At 71.3% G+C, this 12,618-nt stretch carries 13 protein-coding genes; 5 read left to right on the plus strand and 8 right to left on the minus strand.

Going from position 1 to position 12,618, the window contains the following annotated elements:
* Nucleotides 1-91: 91 nt before the first annotated feature.
* A complete protein-coding gene (locus tag AB0E07_RS03195) occupies nucleotides 92-1,249 on the minus strand; it encodes an acyl-CoA dehydrogenase family protein (protein WP_362245850.1) in 1,158 nt (385 codons plus the stop codon).
* A 189-nt stretch (nucleotides 1,250-1,438) separates the two neighbouring features.
* Between AB0E07_RS03195 and AB0E07_RS03200 the strand changes: the two genes are divergently transcribed.
* The gene (locus tag AB0E07_RS03200; RefSeq protein ID WP_362245852.1) at nucleotides 1,439-2,782 is read left to right on the plus strand and encodes a UDP-glucose/GDP-mannose dehydrogenase family protein; all 1,344 of its coding nucleotides are present in this window, start codon (nucleotides 1,439-1,441) and stop codon (nucleotides 2,780-2,782) included.
* Between the two features lie 268 nt (nucleotides 2,783-3,050).
* Here the strand turns inward: AB0E07_RS03200 and AB0E07_RS03205 are convergent, their stop codons facing one another.
* Complete coding sequence (locus AB0E07_RS03205; protein ID WP_362245854.1) at nucleotides 3,051-3,551, minus strand: CGNR zinc finger domain-containing protein; 501 nt, start codon at nucleotides 3,549-3,551, stop codon at nucleotides 3,051-3,053.
* A gap of 92 nt (nucleotides 3,552-3,643) precedes the next feature.
* Between AB0E07_RS03205 and AB0E07_RS03210 the strand changes: the two genes are divergently transcribed.
* Nucleotides 3,644-4,003 carry a VOC family protein gene (locus tag AB0E07_RS03210; RefSeq protein WP_362245856.1) on the plus strand — a complete coding sequence of 120 codons (360 nt, stop codon included), beginning with the start codon at nucleotides 3,644-3,646 and terminating at the stop codon, nucleotides 4,001-4,003.
* Nucleotides 4,004-4,057: 54 nt separating this feature from the next.
* On the plus strand, nucleotides 4,058-4,450 hold the full coding sequence (locus AB0E07_RS03215) for a VOC family protein (protein ID WP_362245858.1): 393 nt from the start codon (nucleotides 4,058-4,060) through the stop codon (nucleotides 4,448-4,450).
* A gap of 88 nt (nucleotides 4,451-4,538) precedes the next feature.
* Here the strand turns inward: AB0E07_RS03215 and AB0E07_RS03220 are convergent, their stop codons facing one another.
* The 4 genes from AB0E07_RS03220 to AB0E07_RS03235 form a co-directional block, all read right to left on the minus strand.
* Nucleotides 4,539-4,898: a MerR family transcriptional regulator gene (locus AB0E07_RS03220; RefSeq protein WP_362245860.1), complete on the minus strand. Its 360-nt coding sequence runs from the start codon at nucleotides 4,896-4,898 to the stop codon at nucleotides 4,539-4,541.
* 114 nt (nucleotides 4,899-5,012) lie between these two features.
* Nucleotides 5,013-6,200 (minus strand): dipeptidase, encoded by a 1,188-nt coding sequence (locus AB0E07_RS03225; RefSeq protein ID WP_362245862.1) that lies wholly within the window; start codon nucleotides 6,198-6,200, stop codon nucleotides 5,013-5,015.
* On the minus strand, nucleotides 6,197-6,694 hold the full coding sequence (purE, locus tag AB0E07_RS03230) for a 5-(carboxyamino)imidazole ribonucleotide mutase (RefSeq protein WP_362246792.1): 498 nt from the start codon (nucleotides 6,692-6,694) through the stop codon (nucleotides 6,197-6,199). Before purE ends, AB0E07_RS03225 begins: the two co-directional genes overlap by 4 nt.
* 20 nt (nucleotides 6,695-6,714) lie before the next feature.
* Complete coding sequence (locus tag AB0E07_RS03235) at nucleotides 6,715-7,854, minus strand: 5-(carboxyamino)imidazole ribonucleotide synthase (protein WP_362245864.1); 1,140 nt, start codon at nucleotides 7,852-7,854, stop codon at nucleotides 6,715-6,717.
* A 128-nt stretch (nucleotides 7,855-7,982) separates the two neighbouring features.
* Between AB0E07_RS03235 and AB0E07_RS03240 the strand changes: the two genes are divergently transcribed.
* Complete coding sequence (locus AB0E07_RS03240) at nucleotides 7,983-8,486, plus strand: GtrA family protein (RefSeq protein WP_362246794.1); 504 nt, start codon at nucleotides 7,983-7,985, stop codon at nucleotides 8,484-8,486.
* 138 nt (nucleotides 8,487-8,624) lie between these two features.
* Here the strand turns inward: AB0E07_RS03240 and AB0E07_RS03245 are convergent, their stop codons facing one another.
* Together AB0E07_RS03245 and AB0E07_RS03250 are read right to left on the minus strand one after the other, a co-directional pair.
* The gene (locus tag AB0E07_RS03245; protein WP_362245866.1) at nucleotides 8,625-9,893 is read right to left on the minus strand and encodes an ATP-binding protein; all 1,269 of its coding nucleotides are present in this window, start codon (nucleotides 9,891-9,893) and stop codon (nucleotides 8,625-8,627) included.
* Nucleotides 9,894-9,920: 27 nt separating this feature from the next.
* Entirely contained in the window at nucleotides 9,921-10,598 is a 678-nt protein-coding gene (locus AB0E07_RS03250) for a response regulator transcription factor (RefSeq protein ID WP_351928142.1), read from the minus strand.
* 503 nt (nucleotides 10,599-11,101) lie between these two features.
* Here AB0E07_RS03250 and AB0E07_RS03255 point away from each other — a divergent pair.
* Nucleotides 11,102-12,598: an oligopeptide:H+ symporter gene (locus AB0E07_RS03255; RefSeq protein ID WP_362245868.1), complete on the plus strand. Its 1,497-nt coding sequence runs from the start codon at nucleotides 11,102-11,104 to the stop codon at nucleotides 12,596-12,598.
* Nucleotides 12,599-12,618 lie beyond the last annotated feature (20 nt).

Here is a 12,618-nt window from a genome sequence, read left to right on the forward strand (position 1 = left end):
CCAGGAACGGCCCTGCTCGGGCCGCAACGGGCAGAAAGCCGAGGGTCTCCCTCCGGATCTTCGAAACAGCTTCTGACCTGCGAAAACGCAGCTAGGGAAGGTTCCTGGCCATCACGATCCGCTGCACTTGGTTCGTGCCTTCATAGATTTGCGTGATCTTCGCGTCGCGCATCATGCGCTCCAGCGGGTAGTCGCGGGTGTAGCCGTAGCCGCCGAGGAGTTGGACGGCGTCGGTGGTGACGTCCATGGCCGCGTCCGAGGCGAAGCACTTGGCGGCGGCGCCCAGGTAGGTCAGGTCGGCGTCGCCGCGCTCGGAGGCGGCGGCGGCCTGGTAGGTCAGGGCGCGGGCGGCCGAGATCTTCATCGCCATGTCGGCGAGCATGAACTGGATGCCCTGGAAGTCGGCGATCGGCTTGCCGAACTGCTTGCGCTCCTGGACGTAGCCCTTGGCGTAGTCCAGGGCGCCCTGGGCGATGCCGAGGGCCTGGGCCGCGATGGTGATGCGGGTGTGGTCCAGGGTCTTCATCGCGGTGGCGAAGCCCGTGCCCTCCTCGCCGATCATGCGGTCGGCGGGGATGCGGACGTTGTCGAGGTAGACCTCGCGGGTCGGGGAGCCCTTGATGCCGAGCTTCTTCTCCGGGGCGCCGAAGGAGACGCCCTCGTCGCCCTTCTCCACCACGAAGGCGGAGATGCCCTTGGAGCGCTTGGTGGGGTCGGTGACCGCCATGACCGTGTAGAACTCGCTGACGCCCGCGTTGGTGATCCAGCGCTTCACGCCGTTGAGGACGTAGTGGTCGCCGTCGCGGACCGCCTTGGTCTTCATGCCGGCCGCGTCCGAGCCCGCGTCCGGCTCGGAGAGGCAGTAGGAGAACATGCCCTCGCCCTTGGCCAGCGGCGACATGTACTTCTTCTTCAGGTCCTCGGAGCCGGAGATGATCACCGGCAGGGAGCCCAGCTTGTTCACGGCCGGGATCAGCGAGGAGGACGCGCAGACGCGGGCCACCTCCTCGATCACGATGACCGTGGCGAGCGCGTCGGCGCCGGCGCCGCCGTACTCCTCGGGCACGTGGACGGCGTGCAGGTCGTTGGCGACCAGCGCGTCGTGCGCCTCCTGCGGGAAGCGCGCCTCCTCGTCCACCGCGGTGGCGAACGGCGAGATCTTCGCCTCGGCCAGGGAGCGGACGGCGTCGCGGAGCATGTCGTGCTCCTCGGACGGGCGGTACAGGTCGAAGTCAGCCGATCCGGCCAAGGTCTCTCACGCTCCAAAGACGCTGCAATGCTGACGCTAACTACCGTTAAGTAACTCAAATTTTAGAGCCCCGCCCACGCTGGTGATACGTGAGCTTGGCGACAGCGGGAAAGTGCCCGGTAGGGCGCACTCCCGTGCCCCGACTATGCTCGGGCGCGCACCGCTGCCGTACCACTCAATGGAGTACCCATGGCCCTCAGGATCACCGTGATCGGCACCGGCTATCTCGGCGCGACCCACGCCGCGGCCATGGCGGAACTCGGTTTCGAGGTCCTGGGGCTCGATGTCGTGCCCGAGAAGATCGAGATGCTCCAGCGGGGTGAGGTCCCGATGTTCGAGCCGGGCCTGGAGGAGCTGCTGCGCAAGCACGTCGCCGGCATCGAGGGCTCCACCGGCCGGCTGCGCTTCACCATGGACTTCGCCGAGGTCGGCGCCTTCGGCGACGTGCACTTCGTCTGCGTGAACACCCCGCAGCGGCACGGCGAGTACGCCTGCGACATGAGCTACGTCGACGCCGCCTTCGCCTCGCTCGCCCCGCACCTGCGGGAAGCTGCGCTGGTGGTCGGCAAGTCGACGGTGCCGGTCGGCTCGGCGGACCGGCTCGCCACCTACCTGGCCGAGCACGCGCCGGCCGGAGAGGGCGCTGAGCTGGCCTGGAACCCCGAGTTCCTGCGCGAGGGCTTCGCCGTGAACGACACCCTGCACCCCGACCGGATCGTGGCCGGGGTACGCAGCGAACGGGCCGAGAAGCTGCTGCGCGAGGTGTACGCGACACCCCTCGGCGAGGGCACGCCCTTCGTGGTCACCGACTTCCCGACCGCCGAGCTGGTGAAGACCTCGGCGAACTCGTTCCTCGCCACGAAGATCTCGTTCATCAACGCGATGGCGGAGGTGTGCGAGGCCGCGGGCGGCGACGTCGCGAGGCTCGCGGAGGCCATCGGGCACGACGACCGGATCGGGAAGAAGTTCCTGCGGGCCGGGATCGGCTTCGGCGGCGGCTGCCTGCCCAAGGACATCCGGGCCTTCATGGCCCGCGCCGGTGAGCTGGGCGCCGACCAGGCGCTGACCTTCCTGCGCGAGATCGACTCCATCAACATGCGCCAGCGCGGCCAGATGGTGGAGCTGACCCGGCAGGCGCTGGGCGGCGGCTCCTTCCTCGGCAAGCGGGTCGCGGTGCTCGGCGCGACCTTCAAGCCGGACTCGGACGACGTACGGGACTCGCCCGCGCTGAACGTCGCCGGGCAGATCCACCTCCAGGGCGGCCAGGTGACCGTCTACGACCCCAAGGGCATGGCCAACGCGCGCCGGCTCTTCCCCACGCTCGGCTACGCCGACTCGGCGGTGGACGCGGTCCGCGGCGCGGACGTGGTGCTGCATCTGACGGAGTGGCGCGAGTTCCGCGAGCTGGACCCGGCGGCGCTCGGCGCGGTCGCGGCGGACCGGCTCGTGCTGGACGGCCGCAACGCCCTCGACCCGGCCCGGTGGCGGGCCGCGGGCTGGACGTACCGGGCGATGGGCCGCCCGACGGCCTGAAGAGGCGGGTACGGCCCGAGGGGCTGAGGCTGCCTGAGGGGCTGAGGGGGGCCGGGCCAGCCTGAGGGGCTGAGCGGGGCCGGGCCGGCCTGAGGGCCTGAGCGGGCCGGGCCTGCCTGAGGGGCTGAGCGGGCGCCGGTCGGGCGACGCCGCTTCGGCCGAGGCTCAGTCGGCCGAAACGGCGTCTGCCCGCATTCTGCCGCACACCGGGGCGCGGCGACCCAGGAGTGCTCAAGCGACTCCTGCGTACCGCTGCTCGGCCCGGTGCCTACTTGGCCCGGTACCGGCGCATCTTGGCGCGCGCCCCGCACACCTGCATCGAGCACCAGCGGCCCCGTCCCGCGGGGCTGCGGTCGTAGTACGCCCAGTGGCAGTCGGCCGCCTCGCACGCCTTGAGCCGGTCCCAGGTGCCGGCGATCAGCGCCTGGGCCACCGCCGAGGCGACCCGGGAGGCCAGCGTGGGCGGGCCGGCCGGAGTGAGGGCCGCCGAGCCGTCGCCGGCGTCGAAGACGAGGCGCAGCGGGGCCGGCGCGAGGAGGTCCGTCAGCGGGGTCACCGTGCGGTGGGCGGAGTGACCGGCGTGGGCCAGGAGGGCCGCCCGCAGGGACTCGCGCAGCTCCCGGGCGGCCGGGACCTCGTCCTCCCGCAGCCCCAGTTCGGCCCGGCCCTCCGGGGTGTCCAGCCGGTCGGCACCCGATTCGAGGTCCGCCGTGTTGACCAGGGCCTCGACCAGTTCCAGGCCGCCGGGGGCGGGCGAACGCGCATTCATGCTTGCGACGTTACCTCCTATGCGGGAGCATGCAGTAACGGCGTTACCGCATGAAGCCCCTTTCCAGTAACACTGACCCGAGGAGCAACGTCATGGCTCTCGCCCGACTGGACGTCGTCGTCCTGGACTGCCCCGACCCCCGCGCCCTGGCCGACTTCTACGCCGGTGTCCTCGGCGGCACCGTGGAGGGCGAGGACGACTGGGTGGACCTCAACACGCCGGGCGGACTCCGGCTCTCCTTCCAGGCGGCCCCCGGCTTCGTACCGCCGAAGTGGCCCTCGCCGGAGGACTCGCAGCAGTTCCACCTCGACCTGACCGTGGACGACCTGGACACCGCCGAGAAGGGCGTGCTGGAGCTGGGCGCCCGGCCGCTGGACACCGAGGACCGGTCGCGCGCCTTCCGGGTGTACGCCGACCCGGCCGGGCACCCGTTCTGCCTGTGCGCCTGCTGAGGGGGACGGCTCCATGACCGTGGCCGTGTGCCGACCGGGCCGGGAGGGCGAGGCATGACCGTCGCCCGCTTCCGTTCCGTCGTGATCGACTGCCCCGAGCCGCTCGCGCTCGCCGAGTTCTACGCGGCCCTCGTGGGCGGCACTCCCCACGTGCAGGACGAGGACTGGGTGGTGCTGGAGGCGCCGGGAGTGCCCCGGCTGGCCTTCAACCGCGAGCCGGGGTTCAGGCCGCCGGCCTGGCCCCGGGAGGGCGGGGACGCCCAGCAGTTCCACCTCGACCTGGACGCCGGGGCGACCTGGGCGGAGGTCGACGCGGCGGAGCGCCGGGTGCTGGCGCTGGGGGCCCGGCTGCTCAGACGCGAGCAGGACCCGGTGACGGAGGACGCCCGGGTCTTCGCCGACCCGGCGGGGCACCCGTTCTGCCTGTGCCGCATAGACCACCCTTGAGCGGGCGCCGGGCCCGGTCCGGGTTCGGCCGTCCGGTTCGGCGCTCCGCGCCGTGGACGGCTCCCGGGGCGTTCGGGGGCCCGCCGGGTCAGTTGCCTCCCGCGGCCTCGATCACCTCGTCCAGCGTCTCCCGGGACCGCTCCAGGTCGGCGATCATCCGGTCGAGGCGTTCCCGCTCCTCGGTGAGGTCCTGGACGAGGCGGGGCGTGGCCGCGGCCGCGGGTCCGCCGTCGCTGTCGCGCATACAGGGCAGGAGGTGGGCGATACGGCCGCTGTGGAGTCCGGCCGCGAACAGTTCCTGGATCCGGATGACCCGGTCCACGGCCGTCTCCGGGTAGTCGCGGTGGCCGCCGGGGGTGCGGTCGGCGGGCAGCAGCCCCTGGGTCTCGTAGTAGCGCAGCGAGCGTTCGCTCACTCCGGTGCGCCGGGCCAGTTCACCGATCCGCATGAACACCTCGCCTCGAAGCCGCGCGATCCACGCGGACGCCGGGTTCCACGGTACGGGCGGGAAGCGCCGGGGCGGGGCCGCCGGCCGAACCGGATGCCCCGCCCCCGCTGCCGCTCAGCCGTCCAGTGCCTCGATGGTGGCGTTGGAGGGCCCGACCGCGGCCTGGAGACCGCGCGCGACGTCCTCCGCCGCGCTCAGCACGCGCACCGAGTTCTTCCAGGTCAGCTTGGCCAGGTCGGCGGCCGACCAGCCGCGGTCCAGCAGCTCCGCGATCAGGTTCGGGTAGCCGGAGACGTCGTCGAGGCCGTCCGGGGTGAAGGCGGTGCCGTCGTAGTCGCCGCCGATGCCGAGGTGGTCGATGCCCGCCACCTCCCGCATGTGGTCGAGGTGGTCGGCCACCGTGGCCGCCGTGGCGACCGGGCGCGGGTTGCTCTCCTCGAAGGCGCGGTGCACCCGCATCGCCTCCGCGGTGGTCTCCAGGTGGTGGAAGCCGTGGGCGCGCATGTTCTCGTCCGCCGCGGCCGTCCAGTCCACCGCCGCCTGGAGCACGAACTTCGGCACGAAGGTCACCATCGCCACGCCGCCGTTGGCGGGCAGCCGCTCCAGCACGTCGTCGGGGATGTTGCGCGGGTGGTCGCAGACGGCGCGCGCCGAGGAGTGCGAGAAGATCACCGGCGCCGAGGTGGCGTCCAGCGCGTCGCGCATGGTGGTCGCCGCGACATGGGAGAGGTCGACCAGCATGCCGAGCCGGTTCATCTCCCGCACGACCTCACGGCCGAACGGCGACAGGCCGCCCACGCCGGGCTCGTCTGTCGCCGAGTCCGCCCAGTCGACGTTGTCGTTGTGGGTGAGGGTCAGGTAGCGCACGCCGAGGGCGTACAGGCCGCGCAGGGTGCCGAGGGAGTTGGCGATCGAGTGCCCGCCCTCCGCGCCCATGAGCGAGGCGATCCGCCCCTCCCGGCGCGCCGTCTCCAGGTCGGCGGCGGTCAGCGCGGCCCGCAGGTCGGCCGGGTGGCGCTCGATCAGCTGCCGTACGCAGTCGATCTGCTCCAGTGTGGCCGGGACCGGGTCCGGCAGGTCCGAGCGGACGTACACCGACCAGTACTGCGCGCCGACCCCGCCCGCACGCAGACGGCCGAGGTCGGTGTGGAGGTGAGCGCTCTGGTCAACGGCGATGTCACGGGCGGCGAGGTCGTAGCGGACCTGCTCGCGCAACGCCCAGGGCAGGTCGTTGTGCCCGTCGACCACGGGGAACTCGCGCAGCAGCTCGCGGGCCGCGTCCAGGGAACCCACGGCCGTCACTTCCCGAAGCCGAAGCCGTTGGACCCCTCGACCTTGGCCCGCAGCCGCTTGCCCTTCTCGGTGGCCTGGTCGTTCAGCTCCTGCTGGAACTCCCGCATCCGGCCGAGCAGCTCCTCGTCGTGGGCGCCGAGGATCCGGGCGGCCAGCAGACCGGCGTTGCGGGCACCGGCGACCGAGACGGTCGCGACGGGGACACCGGCCGGCATCTGCACGATGGAGAGCAGGCTGTCCATGCCGTCCAGGTACTTCAGCGGGACCGGCACGCCGATGACGGGCAGCGGGGTCACGGAGGCGAGCATGCCGGGCAGGTGGGCGGCACCGCCCGCGCCGGCGATGATCACCTTCAGTCCGCGCTCGGCGGCCTGCTCCCCGTACGCGACCATCTCGCGCGGCATGCGGTGCGCGGAGACGACGTCGACCTCGTACGAGATCTCGAACTCGTCGAGCGCCTGCGCGGCGGCCTCCATGACCGGCCAGTCGCTGTCCGACCCCATGACGATGCCAACAAGCGGGCTCATTCGGTGATCGTGCCTCTCAGGTAGCCGGCAGCGTGACGGGCGCGCTCCAGCACGTCGTCCAGGTCGTCGCCGTAGGTGTTGACATGGCCGACCTTGCGGCCGTGCTTCACGTCCTTGCCGTACATGTGGATCTTCAGCCGGGGGTCGCGGGCCATGCAGTGCAGGTACGCGGAGTACATGTCCGGGTAGTCGCCGCCGAGGACGTTGACCATCACCGTCCAGGGGGCGCGGGGCCGCGGGTCGCCGAGCGGGAGGTCGAGGACGGCCCGCACATGGTTGGCGAACTGGCTGGTGATCGCGCCGTCCTGGGTCCAGTGGCCGGAGTTGTGCGGGCGCATCGCCAGTTCGTTGACGAGGACGCGGCCGTCGCGGGTCTGGAACAGCTCGACGGCGAGGTGGCCGACGACGCCGAGTTCCTTGGCGATCCGCAGGGCCATCTCCTCGGCTTCGAGGGCGAGGGCGTGGTCGAGGTCGGGCGCCGGGGCGATCACGGTGTCGCAGACGCCGCCGACCTGGCGGGACTCGACGACCGGGTAGGCGACGGCCTGGCCGTGCGGGGACCGGACGACGTTGGCGGCGAGTTCGCGGACGAAGTCGACCTTCTCCTCGGCGAGGACGGGCACGCCGGCCTTGAAGGGGGCCTCGGCCTCCGTCTCGTCGTCGACCACCCACACGCCCTTGCCGTCATAGCCGCCGCGCACGGTCTTCAGGACGACGGGGAATCCGTCGCCCTCCGCCGCGAAGGCCGCCACGTCCGCGGGGTCGGAGACGATGCGGTGCCGTGGGCAGGGCACACCGATGGCGTCCAGCTTCGCCCGCATCACCCCCTTGTCCTGGGCGTGCACCAGCGCGTCGGGGCCGGGGCGCACGGGGATGCCGTCCGCCTCCAGGGCCCTGAGGTGCTCGGTGGGTACGTGTTCGTGATCGAAGGTGATCACATCGCACCCGCGCGCGAAGTCACGCAGCGTGTCCAGGTCGCGGTAGTCGCCGATGACGACTTCGCTCACCACCTGGGCCGCGGAATCCTGAGGGGTGTCACTGAGGAGCTTGAACCTGATGCCCAGCGGGATGCCAGCCTCGTGTGTCATACGAGCGAGCTGGCCGCCGCCGATCATGCCGACTACCGGGAACGTCACACCCCTAGCGTATCGGCCACGCCGGGGCGGCCGGATTCCGCGCCTGTGTTCGGGTCCACAGGCACCGGCTCGGGCGGGTGGTTAGCATGGCTTGGTTGACGAAACCGACCGACGGGGGCTTTCACTCCATGGGACGTGGTGGTTCCTCCGAGCTGGTGCGCCGCCTTGCGCGCGAGGCCGCGAAGTTCGGCGCCGTGGGCGGAGCCGGGCTGCTCGTCAACCTGGGCGTGTTCAACCTGGTCCGGCATCTCACCGACCTCCAGGTCGTCCGGGCCAGCGTCATCGCCACGGTGGTGGCCATCGCCTTCAACTACGTGGGCTTCCGGTACTTCACCTACCGCGACCGCGACAAGACCCGGCGCACCAAGGAACTGACCCTGTTCCTGCTGTTCAGCGGTGTCGGGCTGGTCATCGAGAACGGTGTCCTGTACGCCGCGACGTACGGCTTCCACTGGGACACCCCGGTGCAGAGCAACGTCTTCAAGTTCCTCGGCATCGGCATCGCGACCCTGTTCCGGTTCTGGTCGTACCGCACCTGGGTCTTCCGGGCCCTCCCCACCCACGACCAGCCCACGGAAACCCCCGTACGCCCCAGCCCCCGCACCCCGCAGACAGCCGGCCGCCGCCCGTAACCCCGGCCCAGGGGCGCGAGGAACTGCGCGACAAGCCCCCACACAGCCGCACCCGAACACGCCGCCCGACCACCCCAAGGGGCGCGGGGAACTGCGCGACCAGCCCTCACGGCGCCGCGCCCGAAGAACGCCCCGGCGCTATCGGACGGTGGGCGCCGCGTCCCCCGTCGGCCGAGCCGGCGTACGCGACAGGAACAGCCCGAACACCGGCGGTGTCGCCTGGAGCATCTCCAGCCGCCCCCCGTCCGCCTCGGCGAGATCCCGCGCCACCGCGAGCCCGATCCCCGTGGAGTTCCGCCCGCTGATCGCCCGCTCGAAGATCCGCGCCCCGAGGTCCGCCGGAACCCCGGGCCCCTCGTCGGTCACCTCGATCACCGCCTGGTTCCCGGTCACCCGGGTCCGCAGCGCCACCGTGCCGCCCCCGTGCATCAGGGAGTTCTCGATGAGCGCCGCGAGCACCTGGGCGACCGCCCCGGGCGTGCCCACCGCCTCCAGGTGCCGCTTGCCGGAGCTGACGACCGCCCGCCCGGCGCTGCGGTAGGCGGGCCGCCACTCGGCGAGCTGCTGCTGGATGACCTCGTCGAGGTCGAAGGTGACGGCGGAGCCGGTACGCGGGTCGCGGGAGTTCGTCAGCAGCCGCTCGACCACGTCGGTCAGGCGTTCCACCTGGGTCAGCGCGATCGTGGCCTCCTCCTTCACCGTGTCGGGGTCGTCGGTGAGGGTGATCTCCTCCAGGCGCATCGACAGCGCGGTCAGCGGCGTCCGCAGCTGGTGGGAGGCGTCCGCGGCGAGCCGCCGTTCCGCCGTGAGCATCCGGGCGATCCGCTCCGCGCTGGCGTCCAGCACGTCCGCGACCCGGTCCAGCTCATGGACGCCGTAGCGCTTGTGCCGGGGCCGGGGGTCGCCGGAGCCGAGGCGTTCGGCGGTCTCGGCGAGGTCGGTGAGCGGGGAGGCCAGCCGGTTCGCCTGCCGCAGGGCGAGCAGGACGGCCGCGATCACCGCGAGCAGCGCGACCGCGCCGATGATCAGCAGGGTCCGTCCGACCTCGCGGGTCACCGCGGAGCGGGGCTCCTGGACGGTGACCGTCTCGCCCTCCTCGCCCATGCGGCTGGCGGTGATGGTGTCGCCGGTCGGCCTGGTGCCGAGCGCGATGGGCTTCTCCCCGGGCACCCGGATCACCGCGTACCGGTCCTCGGGCACCTGGTCGCGGAGCATGTCCGCGGTGACGGCCCCGGTCGCGATCAGCCGGCTGTCCACGATGGACGCGAGCCGCACCGCCTCGGAGTCGACGCGCTCCTGGGCGGTGCTGCTGATCGTGCGGGTCTCGACGATGACCAGGGAGACCCCGAAGACGGCGATCACCACGAGCACCACGGCGAGCGTGGACTGGATCAGTCGGCGGCGCATGGCCCCGTCCTACTCATCGCGCGGGGCTCAGCTCTTCTCGAACCGGAATCCCACACCGCGCACGGTCGCGATGTAGCGGGGGTTCGCCGCGTCGTCGCCGAGCTTCTTGCGCAGCCAGGAGATGTGCATGTCGAGGGTCTTGGTCGACGACCACCAGGTGGTGTCCCAGACCTCGCGCATCAGCTGGTCGCGCGTGACGACCCGGCCGGCGTCCCGGACCAGGACCCGCAGCAGGTCGAACTCCTTGGCGGTGAGCTGGAGCTCCTCCTCGCCCATCCAGGCGCGGTGCGACTCGACGTCGATGCGGACCCCGTGGGTGGCCGGGGGCTGCGGCGGCTCGGCGGCGCCGCGCCGGAGCAGGGCCCGGACCCGGGCGAGCAGCTCGGCGAGGCGGAAGGGCTTGGTGACGTAGTCGTCGGCGCCCGCGTCGAGGCCGACGACGGTGTCCACCTCGTCGGCACGCGCGGTCAGGATGAGGATCGGGACGCTGTGGCCCTCGGCCCGCAGCCGCCGCGCCACCTCCAGACCGTCCATGCCGGGCAGCCCGAGGTCGAGCACCACCAGGTCGACGCCGCCCTGCATACCGGCTTCGAGCGCCGTGGGTCCGTCCTCGCGCACCTCGACCTCGTACCCTTCCCGGCGCAGTGCGCGGGCCAGCGGCTCCGAGATGGACGCGTCGTCCTCGGCGAGCAGTACACGGGTCATGAGCTGATGGTAGTCCGCCCGGGACAAGAGCCGGGATGGGACGGCCGGGAGTGATTCACACCTCCCCCTCACCGGGCTCTTACCTTGGTCCAGACCATTGGTCCTGAGGTGACATGATGCGTGAGACCTTCGAAAGAGTGTGCGCGGTTCCGGCGACACCTGTGATCCGTGTCTCAAGTCCTTCCATTTCAGGCGCTGTCCTGCCGTATGGTGATTGAACGCCTGTAGCACCACGGGGACCTTCGGCGACGTATCTGACGCTGAGGGTCTCTTTTGTGTGCGGGCCGGTTCGCGCCGGCCTCGAAAGGAATGACCTGTGGCCGGGCCTCACCGCGCATCGACGCGCGGGAGGCGTGGATCCCGGTGGTCGGCGTCCGCCGCTCCGTGACCCGGAGCGGACTCCCCTGGGCGTGGGGTGGACGTGTGCGACTCCGCCGGTGCCGGCCGCCCCCCACCGGGCGCGCAACGCTCCAGCAGCGCGTCCCGACCAGCAAGGAACGACCATGGCGTCCAGCCTGACGAAGGACTCGGTCACCCCGGGCACCCCCGGTTCCGAGAAGACCTTCTTCGGCCACCCCCGCGGACTGGCCACTCTCTTCATGACCGAGATGTGGGAGAGGTTCTCCTACTACGGCATGAGGGCCCTGCTCCCGCTGTACCTCGTGGCGCCGGGTGGCCTCCACCTCGACGCGGCGACGGCCACCGCGATCTACTCCGTGTACGTGTCGCTCGTGTACCTGCTCGCCATGCCCGGCGGCTGGTTCGGCGACCGGGTCTGGGGTCCGCGCAAGACCGTCGCGGTCGCCGGCGCGGTGATCATGCTCGGCCACCTCACGCTGGCCCTGCCCTCCTCGGGCACCTTCTTCGCCGGTCTGGGACTGGTCGCGATCGGCTCGGGTCTGCTGAAGGCCAACATCTCCACGATGGTCGGCCACCTCTACGACGGCCCGGACGACCCCCGCCGCGACGGTGGCTTCACCGTCTTCTACATGGGCATCAACCTCGGTGCCTTCGCCGCGCCGCTGATCATCGGCACCATCGGCGAGAACGTGAACTGGCACCTCGGCTTCGCGCTCGCCGCGCTCGGCATGGCGCTCGGCCTCGCCCAGTTCCTGATCGGCAGCCGCAACCTCGCCGCACGCTCCAGCGTCGTCCCGACGCCGCTGTCGGCCGCGGAGAAGTCCGCCACCCTGCGCAAGGCCGCGATCTGGGCCGGTATCGCCGTGGTCTTCTACGCGATCGTCGGCTTCTCCGGCCACTACACGCTGAACTGGATCCTGGTTCCGCTGACCCTGCTCGGCGTGATCATCCCGACGATGGTCCTGGTGCGCATAAAGCGCGACAAGGACCTGGACCGCACCGAGCAGAAGTCGATGTCCGCGTACATCTGGTTCTTCGTCGCCGCGGCCGTCTTCTGGATGATCTACGACCAGGGCGGCTCGACCCTGTCGATCTTCGCCGACTCCTCCGCCGACAACTCCGTCCTCGGCTGGGAGTTCCCGGTCTCCTGGTACCAGTCGGTCAACCCGGTCCTGATCATGGCGCTGGCCCCGGTCTTCGCCTGGTTCTGGCTCGCGCTGAACCGGCGCGGCAAGGAGCCGAGCACGATCGTGAAGTTCGCCTCGGGTCTGGTCCTGGTCGGCGCGTCCTTCTTCCTCTTCCTGGCCCCGCTGTCGATCGCCGAGGGCGGTCACAAGGCGGCCGCGATGTGGCTGGTGGCGATCTACTTCGTCCAGACCGTCGGTGAGCTGCTGCTGTCCCCGGTGGGTCTGTCGGTGACGACGAAGATGGCTCCGGCGAAGTACGCCTCGCAGATGATGGGCGTCTGGTTCCTGGCCGTCACCGCGGGTGACGCCACGACCGGCCTGCTCTCCATCGCCGGTGTGGACCTCAACAAGACCGGTGTCGTCGCCCTGGAGGCCACGCTCGCCGTGGCGGCCGGTGTGGCGGTGTGGATGTACCGCAAGAAGGTCAAGGAGCTGATGGGCAGCGTCAACTGACGCCTGCCGTGAGCTGCCGC

The sequence above is a fragment of the Streptomyces sp. NPDC048002 genome (assembly GCF_040653275.1).
Classification (GTDB): Bacteria; Actinomycetota; Actinomycetes; order Streptomycetales; family Streptomycetaceae; genus Streptomyces.

What these genes read in the sequence shown, in the direction of transcription:
- AB0E07_RS03220 (WP_362245860.1), bottom strand. Translation starts at nt 4,898, where the DNA reads ATGCGGATCGGTGAACTGGCCCGGCGCACCGGAGTGAGCGAACGCTCG.
- AB0E07_RS03250 (WP_351928142.1), bottom strand. Translation starts at nt 10,598, where the DNA reads ATGACCCGTGTACTGCTCGCCGAGGACGACGCGTCCATCTCGGAGCCG.
- purE (WP_362246792.1), bottom strand. Translation starts at nt 6,694, where the DNA reads ATGGGGTCGGACAGCGACTGGCCGGTCATGGAGGCCGCCGCGCAGGCG.
- AB0E07_RS03205 (WP_362245854.1), bottom strand. Translation starts at nt 3,551, where the DNA reads ATGAATGCGCGTTCGCCCGCCCCCGGCGGCCTGGAACTGGTCGAGGCC.
- AB0E07_RS03210 (WP_362245856.1), top strand. Translation starts at nt 3,644, where the DNA reads ATGGCTCTCGCCCGACTGGACGTCGTCGTCCTGGACTGCCCCGACCCC.
- AB0E07_RS03240 (WP_362246794.1), top strand. Translation starts at nt 7,983, where the DNA reads ATGGGACGTGGTGGTTCCTCCGAGCTGGTGCGCCGCCTTGCGCGCGAG.
- AB0E07_RS03215 (WP_362245858.1), top strand. Translation starts at nt 4,058, where the DNA reads ATGACCGTCGCCCGCTTCCGTTCCGTCGTGATCGACTGCCCCGAGCCG.
- AB0E07_RS03245 (WP_362245866.1), bottom strand. Translation starts at nt 9,893, where the DNA reads ATGCGCCGCCGACTGATCCAGTCCACGCTCGCCGTGGTGCTCGTGGTG.
- AB0E07_RS03255 (WP_362245868.1), top strand. Translation starts at nt 11,102, where the DNA reads ATGGCGTCCAGCCTGACGAAGGACTCGGTCACCCCGGGCACCCCCGGT.
- AB0E07_RS03200 (WP_362245852.1), top strand. Translation starts at nt 1,439, where the DNA reads ATGGCCCTCAGGATCACCGTGATCGGCACCGGCTATCTCGGCGCGACC.